This is a genomic window from Stenotrophomonas sp. YJH_SMC_123 (assembly GCF_059368215.1).
In genome coordinates this window covers 204,146-224,006 of record NZ_JCAFRM010000003.1, presented here as the reverse complement: position 1 = coordinate 224,006, position 19,861 = coordinate 204,146, and the positions used below count along the sequence as shown (strand labels likewise).

Sequence of the window (19,861 nt, the reverse complement as noted above, 5' to 3'; positions counted from 1 at the left end):
AAACGACTTAATCCCCTCCGTCCCCTTTTTCTTCAGGCGGCCTCGGTGAACGCGTCGCAATGCTCCAGCGGCAGCGCTTCCAGCAGGCGTTGCCGCACACGCTGGCAATAACCCTCCGAGGTCAGCCCGGGCAGCATCTGCATCGCCGAGTGCAGCACCTGCAGTACTTCACTTTCGGCGCGCGCCTGCTGTAGGTCGCGGAACAGCGCCGCCGCCTGCGGGTGGCGCTGCATTTCCAGGATGCCCAGTACATAGATGCGCGCGGCCACCAGCGAGCGGCGGCGCTCGCTGCCGGTTGCGGGTGCAGCCGGTGCCGCCGCCGGCGTGGTGGGTGCCGGTGCTGCCGCGTCTGCGGGTGGTGGCGGTGCGGCTGTGGCGCCGGTACCGGTGCTCAGGTAGCCGGCCTGCACCAGCTGGATGACCATGGCGGGCGCGTCCTGGCCGAGCAGGCCGGTCAGGTCGGCGATGCTGCGCTGGCCGTCGCACAGGATCAGCAGCCGGCGCTGGCGCATGTCCAGCGGCGCGCGATGGGCCTGCAGCGCGGTTCGGGCGAGTTCGGTCTTGCGCGGTTGCATGGAAGGGACAGCCAAGTCGGTGCACGCCGAGCCTGAACGAAGGCGATGAAACCGCGATGACAATGCAGCGCCTGCACACGGGATGGGCTAGCGTGCAGCCATCTTCGTGCCAGGGAACCGCACCGATGAAGCACCTTCCGCTTGCTGGTCTGTTGCTCCTTTCGCTCACCGCCTGCAGTGCTGGCCCCGACAAGCAGGGGGCGGCCGGCAGTGGCAGCGACACCCCGGCCGAAACCGCCTCGGCGACCGGGCCCGCGCAGTCGGCGGATCCCGACCTGGCCGCCCGCCCGGCCAACGACCTCCGCAAGGACAGTCCAGCGCGCCTGGACGGCTTCGGCGGTGCAACGCTGGGCGCCGGCATCGCCGAGGTCCGCAGCGGCTTCGGCACGCCGCTGCAAGGACTGGGCACCGACGCCAATGGCAAGCCCCTGCCGGCCGACGACAGCAACGACGGCTGCTACTTCCTGCGTCCGCAGGGCGCCGAAGACCCTCGCCTGATGATCGAGGCACGCAAGCTGGTGCGCTACGACGTGCGCAGTGCGGCGATCGTCGCTCCGGGTGGCGGCAAGGTCGGCATGACCCTGGGCGAGCTGCAGGTGCTGTACCCCGAGCGCGCCGACGTCGGCCCTGACAAGTACGACGAGAAGGCGCAGCACCTGCGCGTGCGACCGGCGCAGGAAGGCGGGGCGGTCATCGACTTCGCGCTCGGCGCCGATGGTCGGGTCAGCGCCTGGCGCGTCGGCCAGACCCCGCAGGTCGATTACGCCGAAGGCTGTGGCTGATCCTTGATCCACCGCCCAGCCATGCGCTCGGGCCAAGCGTAGAATCGCGCCACCACTGCTGGGGAGTGCTCGATGATCGCCATTGCCATTGCCTGGTTCCTGCTCGGCCTGCTGTTGCTGGCGCTGGGCGGGGATTCCATCGTCAAGGCCGTGTCCGGCCTGGCCCAGCGCTTCGGGGCCAGCCCGTTCACTGCCGGGCTGCTGCTGCTCGGGGTGACCACCTCGTTGCCGGAACTGGCGGTCAATGCGCGCGCGCTGGCGGTCGGCCAACCGGAGCTGGCACTGGGCAATGCCGTGGGCAGCAGCATCGTCAACCTGGGCTTCACCCTGGCGGTGGCAGCCATCGCCGCGCCCCTGTTGCTGCGCGCGCGCCTGCAGACGGTGCTGTGGTGGTCGCTGCTGGTGGCCGGCGTGCTGCTGGTCCTGTTCGGGCTGGATGGTCGCCTGGCGCGCTGGGAAGGCGGCGTGCTGGTGGCAGGCTTCATCGTCATGCAGGTGCTGCTGCTGCGCCGCGGTCGCGTTGAGCGTGCCGAGGTGCAGGCGGCCATCGCCGAGTCCGCCCTGAGCCGCACCAGCCTGCCGTTGAACGTGCTGCGGGTGCTGATCGCAGCGCTGACGCTGTACTGGGGCGCGCGCCTGGTCGTGGGCGCCGCCGCTGACTTCGGTGCCGCGCTGGGCTGGACACCGCTGCTGGTCGGCCTGCTGCCGGTGGCGATCGGCACCGCACTGCCGGAGGTGGCAACCGCAATTGCTGCCGCGCGTCGCGGCCACGGCGACATGGTGCTTGGCCACGTGCTGGGCTCCAGCGTGGTCAACCTGCTGCTGGTGATCGGGGCGATGGCGGTGTTGCAGCCGTTGGCGTTGCCGGCCTCGTTCGTGCGCCTGGAACTGCCGGCACTGCTGGCGTTCGCCCTGGTGCTGTACCCGATGCTGCGTGGCGATCTGAAGATCAGCCGCAGTGAAGGCGGAATCCTGCTGGTCGCGTTCGACGGCTGGTTCGTGCTGGAGCTGCTGCTGGTCGGCGCGGCATGAGGTAGTTCCGGCCGCTGGCCGGCAACCTCACTGCCTCTGACGGAACCCTTGCCACTGCCGGCCAGCGGCCGGCACTACCGGTTCTGTGTGGCTTCCTCTTCCCGCGCCGGTTCCGGCGGCGGAAGCTGTTCCTCGGCAGCCGGCTCGTTGCCCGGCAGGCTGGGACGGGTTTCCATCAGCAGCGACAGCGCCGCCTTGGCCATCATGTGGGCGCTGATCGGCGCGGTGATGAACAGGAATACGGTGATCAGCAGCTCGCGCGGCTGCGGGTCCTGGCCCAGGAAGATGTGGTAGCAGACCGAGCACACCAGCACGCAGCCCACGCCCAGCGTGCTGGCCTTGGTCGGCGCGTGCAGGCGCTTGAAGAACGTGGACAGCTTCACCAGCCCCAGTGCGCCGACCAGGATGAAGAAGCAGCCGAACAGCAGCAGGATCGACAGGCCGATCTGGATCGCGGTGATCATTCGACGATGTCCCGGCGCAGCACGAACTTGCTCAGCACCACGGTGCTGCCGAAGCCGAGCATGGCGATGACCAGTGCGGCTTCGAAGTAGATCGCGGAGTTGAGGTACATGCCGAACAGCATCAGCTCGGCAATGGCGGTCACCGACAACGTGTCCAGTGCGAGGATGCGGTCGGGCACGGTCGGTCCGCGCAGCAGGCGCCAGGTGGCCAGCAGCATGGCCAGGCCGACCACGTGCATGCACACCACCAGCGTGGTCTGGATGATCTGGAATCCAGTCATGGGAAGATCTCCATCAACGGCGCCTCGTAGCGGCGCTTGATCGTATCGATCAGGTCCTGTGGGTCCTCCAGGTGCAGCACGTGCACCAGCAGGAACTTGCGGTCGTCGCTGAGCGCGGCCGAGACCGTGCCCGGGGTCAGCGTGATCATGCTGGTCAGCGCCGCGATGCCGTGGATGTTGGCGATGTCCAGCGGCAGCCAGATGAAACCGGGGTGAATCTTCTTCTCCGGGCCCAGCACCTGCAGGGCCACGCGGATGTTGGACATCAGGATGTCCCACAGGGTCACGCATACCAGCTTGGGCAGCGGCCGCAACGTGCCGATGCGCGCGAACTCGCGGTCCAGGCGTGCGGCGAACAGCGGCACCACCACGCCCAGCACCAGCCCCAGCACGATCTGGCCGAGGGTGAAGCTGTCGGACATCAGCAGCCAGAATGCCACCACCATGATGCTGAGCATCGGCGAGGGAATCAGGCGACGGAACAGGGAGCGCTGGGCGGTCATGGCTGGCGGATCTCCGGTGCGGTCGCGCGCAGCTGCTGCACGTACTCGCTGGGTTGCAGCAGCTGTGCGGCGGTGGCGTCGGTGTAGCGCATCAACGGTGCAGCGGCCAGGGTCATGGCGATACCGTAGGCCAGCAGGATGCACGCGGCGTACAGCTCCACCCGGCGCAGAGGAGCCTTGCGCGGCTTCGGCGCCTCCGGATCGACAGGCGGCACGCGCCAGAACAGGCGGATGCCGCCGCGGGTCAGGCCCATGATCACCAGCAGGCTGCTGACCAGCACCGCGGTCCAGACCGGAGCGGTGTACTGCGCCGGCATGCCGGCCAGCAGTGCGGCCTTGGCCAGGAAACCGGACAGCGGCGGCAGGCCGGCCACCGACACCGCGCCGATCAGGAACAGCACGGCGGGTGTCTCCTTGCCCGGCATCGGCGCGACCACTTCCTTGCGGTCGCTGGCACCGCCGCGACGACGGCGGATCAGGTCGGCGATCAGGAACAGCGCGGCGGCGACGAAGCTGCTGTGCGGCAGGTAGTACAGGCCGGCCGAGAGCACCTGCGGCGTGCCCACCGAGAAGGCGATGAACAGCGTGGCTGCCGACACGATCACCAGGTAGGAGATCAGCACGCGCAGGCGGGTCGCGGCGAGGGCGCCCAGGCCGCCCAGCACCAGCGTCGCCACACCGGCCCACAGCAGCCAGTCACGGCCGTAGCCGGCCATCGCGCCGGCATCGTCGCCGAACCACAGCATCTGGATGCGCAGCACCGAGTACAGGCCGACCTTGGTCATGATCGCGAACAGCGCAGCCACCGCCGCTGGTGCGCGTGAATAGGCTTCCGGCAGCCACAGGTACAGCGGCATCAGGGCGGCCTTGGCGCAGAACACCAGCAGCAACAGGCCCATCGTCGCCTTCACCAGGGTCAGCTGCGCCGGCGGTACCTCGGCGATGCGCTGCGACAGCTCGGCCATGTTCAGCGAACCCAGCGTGGCGTACAGCAGGCCCAGCGCGATCAGGAACAGGGTCGAGGCGGTGACGTTGAACACCACGTAGTGCAGGCCGATGCGCATGCGCAGGCCGCGGCCACCACTGAGCAGCAGGCCGTAGGAGGCGATCAGCATCACCTCGAAGAACACGAACAGGTTGAAGATGTCGCCGGTCAGGAACGCACCGTTGAGGCCGACCAGCTGGAACTGGAACAGCGCATGGAAGTGCGGTGCGCGGCGGTCCCAGCCCGAACAGGCGTGCAGCAGGCAGGGAATGGCCAGCAGCAGGGTGGTCAGCAGCATCCACGCCGACAGCCGGTCGGCCACCAGCGCGATGCCCAGCCGCGACGGCCAGTCGCCCAGCAGGTAGACGCTGATCTCACCACTGGCGGTGGTGGCAAACAGCAGGCCCACCGCCAGCGCCAGCGCCGACAGCGCGGTCCAGGCCACCGCGCGCTGCACCCTGGGGCCATAGCGGCGGTGTTCGACGAACAGCGACAGTGCCGCACCCAGCAGCGGAATCAGGATCGGCAGGATCACCAGGTGGTTCATGCGCGGTCCTCGCCCTGGCGTGGTGGAACGCGCTCATCCTGCAGGTCGTCATCCGGCTCGTGGGCGTCCACATGGTCGCTGTGGTTGTCGCTGCGGCTGCGCATGGCCAGCACGATGCTCACCGCGGTCATCGCGAAGGCGATCACGATCGCGGTCAACACCAGCGCCTGCGGCAGCGGGTCGGTGTAGTTGCCCAGGTGGCTGTCCACGCCGTCCTGCAGTACCGGCGCCTTGCCCAGCACCACGCGGCCACCGGCGAAGATCAGCAGGTTGGTCGCATAGGACAGGAAGGTCATGCCGAGGATCACATCGAAGCTGCGCGCACGCAGCAGCAGGTAGATGCCGATGGCGGTCAGCACGCCGATCGCGGTAGCCAGGGCCAGTTCCATCAGTGCATCTCCCCGGTGCGTGCCGAGCGGCGTTGCAGGTCGATCTCACCCTTGCGGGCGGTACGGGTACGCGATGGCTTGATCGTGCCCATCATCGACAGCATCAGCATGGCACCGCCGAACACCACCAGATAGACGCCGATGTCAAAACCAATCGCACTGGCCAGCGGCACGTCGCCGATCAGCGGCAGGTGCAGGTCGAGGTGGCCGCTGGTCAGGAACGGCACGCCGAACAGCATCGACGCGCTGCCGCTGAGCAGGGCGATCAGCAGGCCCATGCCGATGCAGCGGATGTAGTCGAAGCCGAAGCGCGACTCCACCGACGCAGTGCCCTGGATCACGTACTGGATCAGCAGCGGCACCGCCAGCACCAGGCCGGCGATGAAGCCGCCACCCGGCGCGTTGTGGCCGCGCAGGAACAGGAAGATCGACACGGTCAGGGTCAGCGGGAACATGATCTGGGCCAGGTCGGCCGGCACCGGCAGCTTGATCGGCGGGCCGGGCATGATCTGCTCCGGCGCCATCCGCGTGCGCCGCAGCAGGGCATGCACCACCAGCGCGGCGATGCCGAACACGGTGATCTCGCCGAAGGTATCGAAGCCGCGGAAGTCGACCAGGATCACGTTGACCACGTTCTGGCCATAGGCCTCGGGCAGGGCACGGGCGAGCAGCTCGCCGGCCATGGTGTTCGGCGGCAGGGTCATCGCGGAATAGGCCAAGGCGCCAAGTCCAGCACCGGCGATGATCGCGATCACCGCGTCACGGCGCTTGCGCCAGCGCGGCCGCTCCGGCCCGGACTGCGCAGGCAGGTAGTTCATGCCCAGCAGCATCAGCACCAGGGTCACCATCTCCACCAGCAGCTGGGTCAGGGCCAGGTCCGGCGCGGACAGGAACACGAAGGTCAGCGCCACCATCAGGCCGACGCCGCCGACCAGCAGCACCGCCAGCAGGCGCTGCTTGTAGATACGCAGGGTAGCCACCGCGCAGGCCATCATCACCAGCCACAGCGCCCAGCCCAGCAGCGGGATCGGCTGTGGCCTGGTCCAGTTCGGCGAGGCGGGGTTGGCCACGAACGGCGCGGCGGCGGCCACGATCGCCACCAGCACCAGGCCCAGCAGCATGCGCTGAAGGCTGCCGTTGGCGATGCCGTTGGTCAGGCGCATGGCCAGTGCGGAGATCGCGTCCAGCTGCGCATGGAACACATTGCGGCCAGTGCTGACGTTGGTCACGGCGTGCAGGTTGATCAGCTTGCGCAGGCCGAAGTACAGCGCCACGCCGCCGATCACGCCGATCGCGCTCATCGCCAGCGGCAGGTTGAAGCCGTGCCATACCGCCAGGCTGTACTCGGGCATGGCGTCGCCGAGGATCGAGGCCGCAGCGGCGTGCAGCACCGGCGCTACGGTCAGTGCCGGTGCCACGCCCACCGCCACGCAGATCACCACCAGCAGTTCCACCGGCACCTTCATCCAGCGCGGCGGTTCGTGGGGCACGCGGTCCAGGTCGTGCGGGCCGGGGCCGAAGAAGGTGTCGTGCACGAAGCGCAGGCTGTACGCCACCCCGAATACGCCCGCCAGCAACGCTGCGATCGACACCGCCGTGCGCATGATTCCCGGGCCGCCGGCCGTGATCGCTTCGGCGAACAGCATTTCCTTGGACAGGAAGCCATTGAGCAGGGGGATGCCAGCCATCGCCAGCGAGGCGATGATCGCCAGCGCGCTGGTAAACGGCATCAGCCTGCGCAGGCCTCCCAGCTTGCGCATGTCTCGGGTACCGGTCTCGTGGTCGATGATGCCGGCGGCCATGAACAGCGAGGCCTTGAAGGTGGCGTGGTTGAGGATGTGGAACACGCCGGCCACCACCGCCATCGGCGTGGACAGGCCGAACAGCAGGGTGATCAGGCCCAGGTGGGAAATGGTCGAGTACGCCAGCAGGCCCTTCAGGTCATGCTGGAAGATCGCATTCCAGGCGCCGATCAGCAGGGTCAGTGCGCCGATGCCGCTGACCGTGTAGAAGAACAGGTCGCTGCCGGCCAGTGCCGGATGCAGGCGCGCCAGCAGGAACACGCCGGCCTTTACCATGGTGGCCGAGTGCAGGTAGGCCGAGACCGGGGTCGGCGCCGCCATCGCGTGCGGCAGCCAGAAGTGGAACGGGAACTGCGCGCTCTTGGTGAAGATGCCGGCCAGTACCAGGAACAGGGCGTAGGGGTACAGCGCGCTGGCGCGGATCTGCTCGCCAGCAGCCAGCACCACGTCCAGGTCGAAGCTGCCGACGATGCGGCCGATCAGCAGCACGCCACCGAGCAGGGCCAGGCCACCGCCACCGGTAATCACCAGCGCCATGCGTGCGCCTTCGCGGGCGTCCTGGCGGTGCGACCAGAAGCCGATCAGCAGGAACGAACTGATGCTGGTCATTTCCCAGAAGATCATCAGCAACAGCAGGTTGCCCGACAGCACCATGCCCAGCATGGCGCCCATGAACAGCAGCAGGTAGCAGTAGAAGCGGTGCGCGTTGTCCTGCTGGCTCAGGTAGTAGCGCGCATACAGCACCACCAGCGCGCCGATGCCGAGCACCAGCCCGGCGAACATCCAGGCCAGCCCGTCCAGTCGCAGGGTGAAGTCCAGCCCGAGCTGCGGCAGCCAGGGCACCAGGGTGCGGACCACCTGGCCATCGAGCACCGACGGGGTCAGCCAGCCGAGGATGGCCAGCCCGCCCAACGGCGCCAGCGCCGCCAGCCAGGCAGCAGTCGAGCGCGAACTACGGGGGAAGGCCGCAACAGCCGCTGCCATCAGGAACGGCAGGGCCAGCAGCAGGGGCAGGCTGGGGAGCATGCAGGGAATCCATGATTCACGAGCAGGTCAGGGAGGATAACAGGCTGCGAAATGTCGCCGAAACCCATCGAACAGCGATCAATTGCATGTAACGTTCGCTGATTCATTTTTTCTGCGATGCAACATCACATTCCTGCATCCCTTCCCTGGCTGCCCTCGGGGGACACCCTACGCCCACGCAGGGAGACCGCAGGCCCTGTCGCACAGGGGCTGCCGTCGACGGGCGGGCAATGGGGAGCGGATCACCGGCGCAGGCTGGCAGGGCTCCCGTGGACTACGGGTGACGGAATCCGCCCGTTCAGGAAACGACGGCCGCTGTCGGCCGCCGCCAGGTCAGTAGCGCCAGTCCAGCTTGCGGTAGAACTTGGCCATCACCCAGGCCGGGCCGATCAGCAGGTAGGTCAGGTCGGTCAGGAAGCTGGGCTTGCGGCCCTCGAATTTGTGGCCGATGAACTGCGCGATCCAGGCCACCACGAACACGCCCACCGCCAGCCAGCGCAGGGCCTGCAGGCCGATCTCGGCCTCCAGCAGCCGGCACAGGCAGCCGAACACGAAGAACTGGATGAGCATGCCGATGCCCAGCGGGCGCGACAGCTTGTTGTAGAAGCACCACGCGCTGAACATCGCCAACGCCGACCAGATGCCGTACTGGAACCAGGTGATCAGCGGCGGCAGGCACCACAGCAGGGCCACCACCGACCACAGGATCGCCGGGACCGCCACCACGTGGATGCGCTGGTTGATCACATTGCGGTGGTCGTCGGAGTAGCTGGCGAAATAGCGGTCGATCGGCCGCGCAAGCTGGGTGGATGTCTGCATGCTGCGTCGCTTCCTCGGGCAACGGTAGTGCCGGCCGCTGGCCGGCACTCCAGAGCATAGCCGAGTTCGCGAGGTTGCCGGCCAGCGGCCGGCACTACCGCGATCAGAGCGCCCCCCGCCTTTCCGGCCGGGGGGACGCGGGGGGATCAGTCGACGCTGATCCCGGCCAGGCGCTGCAGCGCCTCGGCGTACTTGGCGCGGGTGCGCTCGATGATCTCGGCCGGGATGCTCGGGCCCGGGGCGGTCTTGCCCCAGTCCAGCGTCTCCAGGTAATCGCGCACGAACTGCTTGTCGTAGCTCGGCGGGCTGGTGCCCACTTCGTATTCGTCGGCCGGCCAGTAACGGGAGGAATCCGGCGTCAGCATCTCGTCCATGATGTACAGGCGGCCATCGGCGTCGGTACCGAACTCGAACTTGGTATCGGCCAGGATGATGCCGCGCTCGCGGGCGTAATCGGCCGCGAACTTGTAGATGCGCAGGGTGGCGTCGCGCACGCGCTCGGCCAGTTCCGCACCGACCTGCTTCACCATCGCATCGAAATCGATGTTCTCGTCATGGTCGCCGACGGCGGCCTTGGTCGAGGGGGTGAAGATCGGCTCCGGCAGCTGCTCGGCCTGGCGCAGGCCGTCGGGCAGGTCGATGCCGCTGACCTTGCCGGTGCGCTGGTAGTCCTTCCAGCCGCTGCCGATCAGGTAGCCGCGGGCGATCGCTTCCACCGGCACCGGCTTCAGCTTGCGGGTGACCACCGCACGCTTGGCGTACAGGGCTGGGTCCACGCCTTCGGGCAGCACGCTGGCCACGTCGATGCCGGTCAGGTGGTTGGGCATCAGGTGCGCGGTCTTGGCGAACCAGAAGTTGGAGACCTGGCAGAGCATCTCGCCCTTGCCCGGAATCGGGTCAGGCAGCACCACGTCGAACGCCGACAGGCGATCGGTGGCGACCATCAGCAGGTACTCGCCCGGCGGGGTTCCGGCTGGCAGCCGCTCGCGCGGGATATCGAACACATCACGCACCTTGCCGCGATGGCGCAAGGGCAGGCCGGGGAGATCGGATTGCAACAGCGTGGTTGGCACGGGCACTCCTGGGGCGTTGTCGATACGGCTGCTGCCCAACGGACCCGGCGGGCCCGCTGACCAGCGGGCGGCCTAGTGTAAAGCGGTCCGGGCCCGCTGTGACGTAAAATGAGCGTCCATTTCGTCGGTCGACCCCGGAGCGCCATGCGCTGGTACGGAAAACTGCTCGGATTCATCGCCGGCGCCCTGCTGTTCCGGCCCAATCCGCTGTTCGGCGCGGTGGTCGGCCTGTTGATCGGCCACGCCTTCGATTCGGACTGGTTCCGCCTGAACAAGGAGAACCCGTACCGGGAGCTTGGGCTGACCTCCGAGGCCACCGATGCCGAGGTCGAGCGCGCCTACCGCAAGCTGATCTCGCAGTACCACCCCGACAAGCTGGGCGGTGCCGCCCCCGAGCTGCAGCAGCAGGCCGAGCAGAAGTCGCGGCGGATCAATGCCGCCTACGACCGCATCAAGACCCTGCGCAAGCGCTGATTCCAGAGTCCCGCCTGCGGGCGGGAGAACCTTTTCCCCGTTCCGAAGGCCCCGGCCATGTCCAACTGCCTCATCGCCCCCTCCATCCTGTCCGCCAACTTCGCCCGCCTCGGCGAGGAAGTCGACAACGTCCTCGCCGCTGGCGCGGACTGGGTCCACTTCGACGTGATGGACAACCACTACGTGCCGAACCTGACCATCGGCCCGATGGTCTGCCAGGCGCTGCGCAAGCATGGCGTCACCGCGCCGATCGACGTGCACCTGATGGTCGAGCCGGTGGATCGCATCATCCCGGACTTCGCCGAGGCCGGTGCCACCTACATCAGCTTCCACCCGGAGGCGAGCCGCCACGTGCACCGCACCCTCCAGCTGATCCGCTCGCTGGGCTGCAAGCCGGGCATCGTGCTCAATCCGGCCACTCCGGTGGACATCCTCGACTGGGTGCTGGATGACCTGGACCTGGTGCTGCTGATGTCGGTCAACCCGGGCTTCGGCGGCCAGGCCTTCATCCCCTCGGCGCTGGACAAGCTGCGCGTGGTGCGCAAGATGATCGATGCCAGCGGCAAGGACATCCGCCTGGAGATCGATGGCGGCGTGAAGGCCGACAACATCGGCGAGATCGCCGCTGCCGGCGCCGACACCTTCGTCGCCGGTTCGGCCATCTTCAACGCCAGGACCAGCTACCAGGATGTGATCGCGCAGATGCGCGCCAACGTCGCTGCGGCACGGGGCTGAGCCATGAGTACGGTGGCCGTGTTGAACATCCGCCCGGCCACCGTCGCCGATGCGGGACTGATCCTGCATTTCATCCGCGAGCTGGCCATCTACGAGAAGGCCGAGCATTCGGTGCAGACCGATGAGATCGGCATCGCCGAGAGCCTGTTTGGTCCCGATGCCACGGCACGCGCACTGATCTGCGAAGCCGACGGCGAGGCCATCGGCTATGCGGTGTATTTCTACAACTATTCCACCTGGCTGGGCCGCAAGGGCATCTACCTGGAAGACCTCTACGTCAGCCAGGAAAAGCGCGGTGCGGGCGCCGGCAAGGCACTGCTGAAGTACATCGCGCGCCAGGCCGTGGCCGAGGGCTGCGGCCGTTTCGAATGGTCGGTGCTGGACTGGAACATCCCGGCCATCGAGTTCTACACCGCTGCCGGTGCCAAACCGCAGGACGAGTGGACCGTGTACCGGTTGCAGGGCCAGGCGCTGCACGATTTCGCCAACGGGTGAGATGACGTGCATCCACGCTTGGCGTGGATCTACTGCTGGGCAAAAAAAAAGCCACGCCAATCACTGGCGTGGCCTCGCTGCATGCGTGGGAGGCTGATCCTGCCTCCATCCATCGTCCCTGCTATGGCCTTCCATTCTCCAGCAACTGAATGACACCTGCGTGACATTCACCGCGGGCAAACAGCGCATTGCTAGCCTGTGCCACCCCCTCCTGGAAGTACCGCATGACCACCCCGCGCTGGCGCCTGATCCTCAATGGCAAATCCGCAGGCAACGAGGAACTGCGCGAGGCTGTCGGCCATTGGCGCGGGCAGGGCGTGCAGCTGGACGTGCGGGTGACCTGGGAGGACGGTGACGCCGAACGCTACGTGGCCGAGGCCATCGATCATGGCGTGGACGTGATCGTTGCCGCCGGTGGCGATGGCACGCTCAGCGCGGTGGCCGAAACCCTGGCGCATCGTGAGGAAGCGGCGGATGCGCTGCCCTCGCTGGCGCTGATCCCGATGGGGACCGCCAACGATTTCGCCACGGCTGCGGGTATTCCGACCGAGCCTGAGGGCGCGTTTGCGTTGATCGGACAAACCACGCCGCGTGCCATCGATCTGCTGCGCGTGGATGCCGATGGCACGCCCTGGTGGTGCGCCAACCTCGCCAGCGGTGGCTTCGGCACGCAGGTGACGGTGGAGACCGATGCCGGCCTGAAGAAGATGCTGGGCGGGCTGGCCTATGTGATCACCGGCATCGCCAAGCTGGGCCGCATCGAGCCGATCACCGCGCGGCTGTCCGGCCCGGATTTCGCGTGGGAAGGCGACTTCATCGCCCTGGGCATCGGCAATGGCCGGCAGGCCGGCGGTGGCCAGCAGTTGTGCCCGCAGGCCGTGATCGACGATGGGCTGCTGGATGTCACCGTGCTTCCGGAACTGGAAGGTGAGGTCACCGCCACGCTCGGCCAGATGCTGAAGTCGGGCACCCAGGCGGCGCTCGAACAGCTGGCCACGCGCGCGCGGCTGCCGTGGCTGCAGATCGACGCACCGAAGGCGCTGACCCTCAACCTGGACGGCGAACCGGTGCAGGCCCGCCAGTTCCGCATCGCGTGCGTGCCGGGCAGGGTGCGGATGCACCTGCCGACCGGATGCCCGTTGCTGGCCGGGTAGGGGGTAAAGTCGACTGTTGGTCGACTGCTTTTCGTTCCGACGGCGTAAAACCCCGCGCTACGCGCGCAAGTCGACCAACAGTCGACTCTACCGGTCCGCGTCGTTGGTTCCCGTGGCCGGCCCCGCCCGTCCGGTGGTTCAGTTTCACAGGGTTCCCCTCCCGCCCCGGCTGCGATACAGTCAGGGGGTGTCCAGCCTGACGACCCCGCATACCCTTTCTTCCGCACGCCGTTGGTGGCGATGGTGGCCCGTTGCCGTCGTCCGCCCCCATAACGCTGTGTCCCGGAAGGAAAGTCGTCTTGAACTCGCACGCTCAGTTTCAGCAGCAGGCCGCTGAAGGCCACACCCATATTCCCGTCGTCCGTGAAGTGCTGTCCGACCTGGACACGCCGCTTTCGGTCTATCTGAAGCTCGCCGACGGCCCCAATACCTACCTGTTTGAATCCGTCGAAGGCGGCGAGCGCTTTGGTCGTTACTCGATCATCGGCCTGCCGGCGCGTCGCGTGTACGCCTTCCATGGCCACACGCTGACCGTGCGCGAAGACGGCCAGGTGGTGGACACCCGCGAAGTGGCCGACCCGTTCGCCGAAGTCGAGGCGCTGCGCAGCGCCCACTCGGTGCCGAAGCTGGACGGCCTGCCGGGCTTCACCGGTGGCCTGGTCGGCTGGTTCGGTTTCGAGTGCATCGGCTACATCGAGCCGCGCCTGGCCCCGCCGGCCGGCCGCGATGAGCTGGGCACGCCGGACATCCTGCTGCTGGACTCCAACGAGCTGGCGGTGTTCGACAATCTCAAGGGCCGGCTGTACCTGATCGTGCACGCCGACCCGCGCGTCGACGGTGCCTTCGAGCAGGCCCAGGCGCGCCTGGATGCACTGACTGCCAAGCTGCGTGCACCGGGCGCCGGCTATCCGGCGCCGCTCAACAGCGACGTGCTGGACGAATCGGATTTTGTCTCCGGTTTCACCCGCGAAGGGTTCGTCGATGCGGTCCAGCGCAGCAAGGAATACATCCGCGCCGGCGACATCTTCCAGGTGGTGCTCAGCCAGCGCCTGAGCGTGCCGTTCAAGGCGCGCCCGGTGGATGTGTACCGCGCGCTGCGTGCACTGAACCCGTCGCCGTACATGTACTTCCTGGATGTCGGCGACCTGCAGGTGGTCGGTTCATCGCCGGAAATCCTGGTACGCCTTCAGGATGGCGAAGTCACCGTGCGCCCGATCGCCGGCACCCGCCCGCGTGGCGCCACGCCCGAGCTGGACCTGGCGCTGGAAGCCGAGCTGCTGGCCGATCCGAAGGAACGCGCCGAGCATCTGATGCTGATCGACCTGGGCCGCAACGATGCCGGCCGCGTCTCGAAGGCAGGTACCGTGGAGGTGGGCGAGCAGTTCGTGATCGAACGCTACAGCCACGTGATGCACATCGTCAGCGAAGTGACCGGGCAGCTGCAGCCGGGCCTGAGCTATGCCGACGTGCTGCGTGCCACCTTCCCTGCCGGAACGGTCAGCGGCGCGCCGAAGATCCGCGCGCTGGAAGTGATCCGCGAGCTGGAACCGATCAAGCGCAATGTCTACGCCGGCAGTATCGGCTACATCGGCTGGCACGGCGATGCCGATACCGCGATCGCGATCCGCACCGCGGTGATCAAGGATGGCCGCCTGTACGTGCAGGCCGGTGCCGGCATCGTCTACGACTCGGACCCGGACAAGGAATGGGACGAGACGATGAACAAGGGCCGCGCGCTGTTCCGCGCCGTCGCCCAGGCCGCCAAGGGCCTGTGATCCTCCCCGTGCCGTGGCCTGCGCCGCGGCACCTTCCGCTGTTCCCATTCAAGACAAGGAGTACCGCATGAAGCTGCTGAGCGCATTGCTGTGGTCGTCACTGCTGGCCACGATGGCCCCGTCTGCGTGGGCGCAGGCCAACACGATTCCCTCGCAGCCGCACCTGCTGGTGAAGGGGCAGGGCAGCCGCACGGTGATGCCGGACCGGTTCGGCCTGCAGTTGAACATCGAAGAGACCGACATGGACGCCGACGCCGCGCGCCGCCGCGTGCAGGACAACGTTGCCCGCGTGCTGGCACTGTTCAAGCAGCACAAGGCGGTGGAGGGCAGCGTGCGTGCGGACAACCTGCGGATCGGCCCGGCCACGCGCTATGAGCAGAACCGGCAGGTCTTCATCGGTACCCGCGTATCGCGCCAGCTGCGTGCCAGCTTCGCCAGCGTGAAGGCGATGCAGGATGTGCTGGGGGCGTTGAAGGCCAACGAGAACGTACAGGTGAGCAGCCTGGCGCCGACCTATTCGGGCGAAGTGGCGCTGCGCCGCGAACTCAAGGGCGAGGCAGCGGCCCAGACCCGCGAGTCCGCGCTGGGCCTGGCCAAGGCCTATGGAACAAGAGTGCGTGGCCTGTACAGCATCTCCGATGTGGCGCCGAACTTCGCCTATGGCGTGCAGGCGGGCAATTGGCCCAGCAGTGGGGATCTGGTGACGCCGCCCTCGCCGCCTGCGCCCGAGGCACCGATGAACAGCATCGAGACCACGGGCTCGCGCCTGCGCGAGTCGGTGGAAGCCGGCCCCATCACCTACACCGAAAACGTGTACGCCATTTTCCTCATAAGCGACGGAACCTGACCATGTTGTGGATGATCGACAACTACGACAGCTTCACCTACAACCTCGTGCAGTACCTGCAGACGCTGGGCGCCGAGGTGAAGGTGGTGCGCAACGATGCGATGAGCGTGGACGAGATCGCCGCGCAGAAGCCCGAGCGCATCGTCATCTCGCCCGGCCCGTGCACGCCCAACGAAGCAGGCGTGTCGCTGGAGCTGATCCAGCGCCTGGGCCCGACCACGCCGATCCTCGGCGTGTGCCTGGGCCACCAGGGCATCGGCCAGGTCTACGGCGGCACGGTCATCCGTGCCGGCAACATCATGCACGGCAAGACCTCGCCGATCCGCCATGAAGGCAAGGGCGTGTTCGCCGGCCTGCCGGACCGCTACCAGGCCACCCGCTACCACTCGCTGGTGGTGGACAAGAACAGTCTGCCGGACTGCCTGGAAGTGACTGCCTGGACCGAGAACGACGACGGCTCGATCGAAGAGATCATGGGCCTGCGCCACCGCCAGTTCCCGGTGGAAGGCGTGCAGTTCCACCCCGAGTCCATCCTCACCGAACACGGCCACGCCCTGCTGCGCAATTTCCTGCAGCGTCCGGCGGCCTGATCCAAGGAGCATTCCCATGAGCTTCTCCCCCCAGGAAGCCCTGCATCGCACCATCGAACACCGCGAAATCTTTTTCGACGAAATGGTCGACCTGATGCGGCAGATCATGCGCGGCGACGTCTCGCCGATGATGACCGCGGCGATCCTGACCGGGCTGCGCGTGAAGAAGGAGACCGTGGACGAAATCGCCGCGGCGGCCACCGTGATGCGTGAATTCGCCCGGCCAGTGCCGGTGGCCGATACCTCCAACCTGGTTGATATCGTCGGTACCGGTGGCGATGGCTCGCACACCTTCAACATCTCCACCTGCTCGATGTTCGTCGCGGCCGCCGCCGGCGCGCGCGTGGCCAAGCATGGCAACCGCAGCGTATCTTCCAAGTCCGGCAGTGCCGACGCGCTGGAAGCGCTGGGCGCGGTGATCGAACTGCAGCCGGATCAGGTGGCAGCGGCCATCGACCGGACCGGCATCGGCTTCATGTTCGCGCCGATCCATCACCCGTCGATGAAGGTCGTCGCGCCGGTGCGCCGCGAGATGGGCGTGCGCACCATCTTCAACATCCTCGGCCCGCTGACCAATCCGGCCAGCGCGCCGTCGGTACTGATGGGCGTGTTCCATCCCGATCTGGTGGGCATCCAGGCCCGCGTGCTGCGCGAGCTGGGCACTGAGCGCGCCATGGTGGTCTGGGGCCGTGACAACATGGACGAGATCTCGCTGGGCGCCGGCACGCTGGTGGGCGAACTGCGCGACGGCAAGGTGCGCGAGTACGAGATCCACCCGGAGGACTTCGGCATCGCCATGTCGGCCAGCCGCAACCTGCGCGTGGACAGCCCGGAGCAGTCCATCCAGATGCTGCGCGCGGTACTGGACAATGAGCCCGGCCCGGCGCTGGACATCGTTGCGTTGAATGCCGGCGCCGCGCTGTACGTTGCCGGCGTGGCCAGCGACATCGGCGACGGCCTGGCCCGCGCCCGTGCCGCCATCGCCAACGGCAGTGCCCGCCAGCGCCTGCAGCAGTATGTTGAGACCACCCGCGCGCTGGTTGCCTGAGCGCGCGGTTCAGCCTGACCCCGTCGATGGCCGATAATGGCCGTCCTCACCGCCCCCGCACCGAACCGAAGACGATGAGCGACATCCTGCAGACGATCCTGGCCCGCAAGGCCGAAGAAGTGGCCCAGCGCCGCGCCCAGCGCCCGCTCGAGGCGCTGCAGGCCGCCGTGGCCAGCGCCCCGCCGGTACGTGGCTTCGTGCGCACCTTGCAGGCGGCGGTGGCCAACGGCGATCCAGCGGTGATCGCCGAGGTGAAGAAGGCCAGCCCGTCCAAGGGCGTCATCCGCCCGGACTTCCGCCCGGCCGACATCGCCGTCAGCTACGAGTTCGGCGGCGCCAGCTGCCTGTCGGTGCTGACCGACGTGGACTTCTTCCAGGGCGCCGACGCCTACCTGCAGCAGGCGCGCGAGGCGTGCACGCTGCCGGTGCTGCGCAAGGACTTCGTCATCGACGCCTACCAGGTGTACGAGGCACGCGTGCTGGGCGCCGACTGCATCCTGCTGATCGTCGCCGCGCTGGACGACACCCAGCTGGCCACGCTGTCCGAACTGGCGCTGTCGCTGGGCATGGACGTGCTGGTGGAAGTGCACGACATCGACGAGCTGGAGCGTGCGCTGCAGGTGCCGGCGCCGATGATCGGCATCAACAACCGCAACCTGCGCACGTTCGAAGTGTCGCTGCAGACCACGCTGGACATGCAGAACGCGGTGCCGCGTGACCGCCTGCTGGTCACCGAGAGCGGCATCCTTGGCCCGCAGGACGTGGCGCTGATGCGTGACGCCGGCATCCATGCCTTCCTCGTCGGCGAAGCCTTCATGCGCGTGGAAGAGCCGGGCGAGGGCCTGCGTCAGCTATTCTTCGCGGCATGACAACGCACTATCCAACGCCGCGCGAGGATGCGCCGCTGGTGGTCTTCGACTTCGACCACACCCTGTACGACGGCGATTCGGGCACCCACCTGTTCGCCTCGCTGATCAAGCGCAACCCGCTGCGCATGCTGGCGGCGCTGCTGGTCACGCCGATCGCCGGGCCGATGGTGGCGATGCTGCCGACCCGTCGCGCGGGCATCTCGGTCTATGTGTGGATCGGCAGCTTCGGCCTGCACCGTGCGCGTGACTTCAACAAGGTGATCGACGCCTATGTGCTGCGCAACCAGGCGCAGATGCGCGCCAAGCTGCTGCCGCAGGCGCTGGAGGTGTTCGCCGCGCACCGCGCCAAGGGCGACCGCGTGGTGGTTGCCACAGGTGCGCCGCCGGAGCTGGCGCGCGCGATCCTGGCTTTCGTGGCCCACCAGGACGTACCGGTGATCGGCACCGAGGTCGGCCCACGGCTGGGCGGCGTCGGCCCGACCCGCCACTGCCACAATGAAGAGAAGATGCGCATGCTGCGCGAGCGCGGCTACGGCGACATCGATATCGCCTATTCCGACAGCACCGCCGACCTGCCGCTGCTGCTGGCGGCCAAGGCGCCGGTAGTGGTGAACCCGAAGCCGGGCCGGGTGGCGTTCTTCCGCCGCGTGCTGCCGGCGGGCACCCGCATCCTCAACTGGGGTTGCGTGGACCGGGGCGGCGACAAGGCCTGATCCCGCCGCACGGTGATGGATCTGCCGGCCAGCGGCCGGCACTACCCTTCTCCGTCGCGGTTGTGCCGGCGCTTCTCTGTCCCGGTAGTGCCGGCCGCTGGCCGGCAAACGCTCAGCGGTACAGGTGCCCGTACACCGCGTGGCCAATCTGGAACAGGCTGATCCCCAGCACCAGCACGCCGACGGCCACCAGCACCCAGCGCTCCTTCACCCGCTTGACCAGGATGGCGGCTACCGGCGCGGCCATCATGCCGCCGATCAGCAGGCCGGCGACGATCTGCAGGTGCTGCACCCCCATCGACAGCAGGAAGGTCGCCGACACCGTCAGCGTGACCACGAACTCCGCCGCATTGACCGTGCCGATCGTGGTGCGCGCCTGGCCACCCCGGGCGAGCAGGGTGGACGTGGCGATCGGCCCCCAGCCGCCGCCACCGCTGGCGTCGAGCAGGCCCGCGAAGAAGCCCAGCACCGGTACCCGGCGGATCTCGCCCTTGGGCATCCAGCGTCCGGCCGCGCGGGCCAGGATGATGATCGCCAGCACCAGCAGGTACAGGTAGATCAGTGGCCGGATGATCTCGCCCGGGATCTGCGTGAGCACGTACGCGCCCACGGCACCGCCCACCGCGCCAGGCAGGGCCAGGCGCAGGAACAGGCGCTTATCGACATTTCCGGCTGCGAGGTGCGACACACCCGAGGCGCCAGTGGTGAACACTTCAGCGGTGTGGATGCTGGCGCTGACCTGCGCCGGGGGCAGGCCCATGCTCAGCATCACCGACGAAGACACCAGGCCGAACGCCATGCCCAGCGCGCCGTCGACCAGCTGTGCGCCCAGGCCGATGAGGATGAACCACCAGAATTCGCTGCTCAGTTCCATGCCCCGAGC

General features: G+C 67.7%; 22 protein-coding genes. 12 read left to right on the top strand and 10 right to left on the bottom strand.

The window, feature by feature from the left end; genetic code table 11:
- Positions 1-32 precede the first annotated feature (32 nt).
- Entirely contained in the window at positions 33-575 is a 543-nt protein-coding gene (locus tag AC5P5W_RS09180) for a hypothetical protein (protein WP_046432894.1), read from the bottom strand.
- Positions 576-700: 125 nt separating this feature from the next.
- On the opposite strand from AC5P5W_RS09180, the gene AC5P5W_RS09175 reads away from it, so the two are divergent.
- Both AC5P5W_RS09175 and AC5P5W_RS09170 read left to right on the top strand, forming a co-directional pair.
- Complete coding sequence (locus AC5P5W_RS09175; RefSeq protein WP_032957138.1) at positions 701-1,357, top strand: hypothetical protein; 657 nt, start codon at positions 701-703, stop codon at positions 1,355-1,357.
- Positions 1,358-1,429: 72 nt separating this feature from the next.
- The gene (locus AC5P5W_RS09170) at positions 1,430-2,389 is read left to right on the top strand and encodes a sodium:calcium antiporter (RefSeq protein ID WP_197574707.1); all 960 of its coding nucleotides are present in this window, start codon (positions 1,430-1,432) and stop codon (positions 2,387-2,389) included.
- Between the two features lie 74 nt (positions 2,390-2,463).
- Here AC5P5W_RS09170 and AC5P5W_RS09165 read toward each other — a convergent pair whose 3' ends face one another.
- From AC5P5W_RS09165 to AC5P5W_RS09130, 8 genes are all read right to left on the bottom strand, one after another.
- Complete coding sequence (locus tag AC5P5W_RS09165; RefSeq protein ID WP_014648679.1) at positions 2,464-2,853, bottom strand: Na+/H+ antiporter subunit G; 390 nt, start codon at positions 2,851-2,853, stop codon at positions 2,464-2,466.
- Positions 2,850-3,134 carry a K+/H+ antiporter subunit F gene (locus AC5P5W_RS09160; protein WP_006399171.1) on the bottom strand — a complete coding sequence of 95 codons (285 nt, stop codon included), beginning with the start codon at positions 3,132-3,134 and terminating at the stop codon, positions 2,850-2,852. The genes AC5P5W_RS09165 and AC5P5W_RS09160 overlap by 4 nt, the downstream gene beginning before the upstream one ends.
- Positions 3,131-3,637 (bottom strand): Na+/H+ antiporter subunit E, encoded by a 507-nt coding sequence (locus AC5P5W_RS09155; protein WP_032957141.1) that lies wholly within the window; start codon positions 3,635-3,637, stop codon positions 3,131-3,133. The genes AC5P5W_RS09160 and AC5P5W_RS09155 overlap by 4 nt, the downstream gene beginning before the upstream one ends.
- Positions 3,634-5,169 carry a monovalent cation/H+ antiporter subunit D gene (locus AC5P5W_RS09150; protein ID WP_032957144.1) on the bottom strand — a complete coding sequence of 512 codons (1,536 nt, stop codon included), beginning with the start codon at positions 5,167-5,169 and terminating at the stop codon, positions 3,634-3,636. The genes AC5P5W_RS09155 and AC5P5W_RS09150 overlap by 4 nt, the downstream gene beginning before the upstream one ends.
- Positions 5,166-5,558, bottom strand: a complete 393-nt coding sequence (locus AC5P5W_RS09145) for a Na+/H+ antiporter subunit C (protein WP_046432880.1) — start codon at positions 5,556-5,558, stop codon at positions 5,166-5,168. The genes AC5P5W_RS09150 and AC5P5W_RS09145 overlap by 4 nt, the downstream gene beginning before the upstream one ends.
- A complete protein-coding gene (locus tag AC5P5W_RS09140; protein ID WP_014648675.1) occupies positions 5,558-8,386 on the bottom strand; it encodes a monovalent cation/H+ antiporter subunit A in 2,829 nt (942 codons plus the stop codon). Before AC5P5W_RS09140 ends, AC5P5W_RS09145 begins: the two co-directional genes overlap by 1 nt.
- A 333-nt stretch (positions 8,387-8,719) precedes the next feature.
- Entirely contained in the window at positions 8,720-9,205 is a 486-nt protein-coding gene (locus AC5P5W_RS09135) for an Mpo1 family 2-hydroxy fatty acid dioxygenase (RefSeq protein WP_014648674.1), read from the bottom strand.
- Positions 9,206-9,351: 146 nt separating this feature from the next.
- Positions 9,352-10,278: a phosphoribosylaminoimidazolesuccinocarboxamide synthase gene (locus tag AC5P5W_RS09130; protein WP_014648673.1), complete on the bottom strand. Its 927-nt coding sequence runs from the start codon at positions 10,276-10,278 to the stop codon at positions 9,352-9,354.
- A gap of 144 nt (positions 10,279-10,422) precedes the next feature.
- On the opposite strand from AC5P5W_RS09130, the gene AC5P5W_RS09125 reads away from it, so the two are divergent.
- The 10 genes from AC5P5W_RS09125 (at position 10,423) to AC5P5W_RS09080 (ending at position 18,978) form a co-directional block, all read left to right on the top strand.
- The gene (locus tag AC5P5W_RS09125; RefSeq protein ID WP_005411327.1) at positions 10,423-10,752 is read left to right on the top strand and encodes a J domain-containing protein; all 330 of its coding nucleotides are present in this window, start codon (positions 10,423-10,425) and stop codon (positions 10,750-10,752) included.
- Between the two features lie 57 nt (positions 10,753-10,809).
- Positions 10,810-11,487 carry a ribulose-phosphate 3-epimerase gene (rpe, locus tag AC5P5W_RS09120; protein ID WP_069117731.1) on the top strand — a complete coding sequence of 226 codons (678 nt, stop codon included), beginning with the start codon at positions 10,810-10,812 and terminating at the stop codon, positions 11,485-11,487.
- Positions 11,488-11,499: 12 nt separating this feature from the next.
- Entirely contained in the window at positions 11,500-11,982 is a 483-nt protein-coding gene (locus AC5P5W_RS09115; RefSeq protein ID WP_197575573.1) for a GNAT family N-acetyltransferase, read from the top strand.
- A 224-nt stretch (positions 11,983-12,206) separates the two neighbouring features.
- The gene (yegS, locus tag AC5P5W_RS09110) at positions 12,207-13,136 is read left to right on the top strand and encodes a lipid kinase YegS (protein WP_014648671.1); all 930 of its coding nucleotides are present in this window, start codon (positions 12,207-12,209) and stop codon (positions 13,134-13,136) included.
- Positions 13,137-13,435: 299 nt separating this feature from the next.
- Positions 13,436-14,911, top strand: coding sequence for an anthranilate synthase component I (gene trpE / locus AC5P5W_RS09105; RefSeq protein WP_100450706.1), 1,476 nt, complete (start codon positions 13,436-13,438; stop codon positions 14,909-14,911).
- Positions 14,912-14,978: 67 nt separating this feature from the next.
- Complete coding sequence (locus AC5P5W_RS09100; RefSeq protein ID WP_075076638.1) at positions 14,979-15,758, top strand: SIMPL domain-containing protein; 780 nt, start codon at positions 14,979-14,981, stop codon at positions 15,756-15,758.
- A gap of 2 nt (positions 15,759-15,760) precedes the next feature.
- On the top strand, positions 15,761-16,348 hold the full coding sequence (locus AC5P5W_RS09095; RefSeq protein ID WP_014648668.1) for an anthranilate synthase component II: 588 nt from the start codon (positions 15,761-15,763) through the stop codon (positions 16,346-16,348).
- A 16-nt stretch (positions 16,349-16,364) separates the two neighbouring features.
- Positions 16,365-17,396 carry an anthranilate phosphoribosyltransferase gene (gene trpD / locus AC5P5W_RS09090; protein WP_197575488.1) on the top strand — a complete coding sequence of 344 codons (1,032 nt, stop codon included), beginning with the start codon at positions 16,365-16,367 and terminating at the stop codon, positions 17,394-17,396.
- 74 nt (positions 17,397-17,470) lie between these two features.
- Complete coding sequence (gene trpC, locus AC5P5W_RS09085) at positions 17,471-18,265, top strand: indole-3-glycerol phosphate synthase TrpC (RefSeq protein ID WP_197575490.1); 795 nt, start codon at positions 17,471-17,473, stop codon at positions 18,263-18,265.
- Positions 18,262-18,978, top strand: a complete 717-nt coding sequence (locus AC5P5W_RS09080) for a haloacid dehalogenase-like hydrolase (RefSeq protein ID WP_005419826.1) — start codon at positions 18,262-18,264, stop codon at positions 18,976-18,978. The genes trpC and AC5P5W_RS09080 overlap by 4 nt, the downstream gene beginning before the upstream one ends.
- Positions 18,979-19,090: 112 nt before the next feature.
- Here AC5P5W_RS09080 and AC5P5W_RS09075 read toward each other — a convergent pair whose 3' ends face one another.
- Positions 19,091-19,852 (bottom strand): sulfite exporter TauE/SafE family protein, encoded by a 762-nt coding sequence (locus AC5P5W_RS09075; RefSeq protein WP_010482650.1) that lies wholly within the window; start codon positions 19,850-19,852, stop codon positions 19,091-19,093.
- Between the last annotated feature and the right edge of the window lie 9 nt (positions 19,853-19,861).

Coding starts and splice junctions, on each gene's coding strand:
- AC5P5W_RS09145 (WP_046432880.1), bottom strand. CDS start 5,558: ATGGAACTGGCCCTGGCTACCGCGATCGGCGTGCTGACCGCCATCGGC.
- rpe (WP_069117731.1), top strand. CDS start 10,810: ATGTCCAACTGCCTCATCGCCCCCTCCATCCTGTCCGCCAACTTCGCC.
- AC5P5W_RS09180 (WP_046432894.1), bottom strand. CDS start 575: ATGCAACCGCGCAAGACCGAACTCGCCCGAACCGCGCTGCAGGCCCAT.
- AC5P5W_RS09155 (WP_032957141.1), bottom strand. CDS start 3,637: ATGACCGCCCAGCGCTCCCTGTTCCGTCGCCTGATTCCCTCGCCGATG.
- yegS (WP_014648671.1), top strand. CDS start 12,207: ATGACCACCCCGCGCTGGCGCCTGATCCTCAATGGCAAATCCGCAGGC.
- trpC (WP_197575490.1), top strand. CDS start 17,471: ATGAGCGACATCCTGCAGACGATCCTGGCCCGCAAGGCCGAAGAAGTG.
- AC5P5W_RS09100 (WP_075076638.1), top strand. CDS start 14,979: ATGAAGCTGCTGAGCGCATTGCTGTGGTCGTCACTGCTGGCCACGATG.
- AC5P5W_RS09150 (WP_032957144.1), bottom strand. CDS start 5,169: ATGAACCACCTGGTGATCCTGCCGATCCTGATTCCGCTGCTGGGTGCG.
- AC5P5W_RS09125 (WP_005411327.1), top strand. CDS start 10,423: ATGCGCTGGTACGGAAAACTGCTCGGATTCATCGCCGGCGCCCTGCTG.
- AC5P5W_RS09170 (WP_197574707.1), top strand. CDS start 1,430: ATGATCGCCATTGCCATTGCCTGGTTCCTGCTCGGCCTGCTGTTGCTG.
- AC5P5W_RS09165 (WP_014648679.1), bottom strand. CDS start 2,853: ATGATCACCGCGATCCAGATCGGCCTGTCGATCCTGCTGCTGTTCGGC.
- AC5P5W_RS09160 (WP_006399171.1), bottom strand. CDS start 3,134: ATGACTGGATTCCAGATCATCCAGACCACGCTGGTGGTGTGCATGCAC.
- trpD (WP_197575488.1), top strand. CDS start 16,365: ATGAGCTTCTCCCCCCAGGAAGCCCTGCATCGCACCATCGAACACCGC.
- AC5P5W_RS09175 (WP_032957138.1), top strand. CDS start 701: ATGAAGCACCTTCCGCTTGCTGGTCTGTTGCTCCTTTCGCTCACCGCC.
- AC5P5W_RS09095 (WP_014648668.1), top strand. CDS start 15,761: ATGTTGTGGATGATCGACAACTACGACAGCTTCACCTACAACCTCGTG.
- AC5P5W_RS09140 (WP_014648675.1), bottom strand. CDS start 8,386: ATGCTCCCCAGCCTGCCCCTGCTGCTGGCCCTGCCGTTCCTGATGGCA.
- AC5P5W_RS09135 (WP_014648674.1), bottom strand. CDS start 9,205: ATGCAGACATCCACCCAGCTTGCGCGGCCGATCGACCGCTATTTCGCC.
- AC5P5W_RS09080 (WP_005419826.1), top strand. CDS start 18,262: ATGACAACGCACTATCCAACGCCGCGCGAGGATGCGCCGCTGGTGGTC.
- AC5P5W_RS09075 (WP_010482650.1), bottom strand. CDS start 19,852: ATGGAACTGAGCAGCGAATTCTGGTGGTTCATCCTCATCGGCCTGGGC.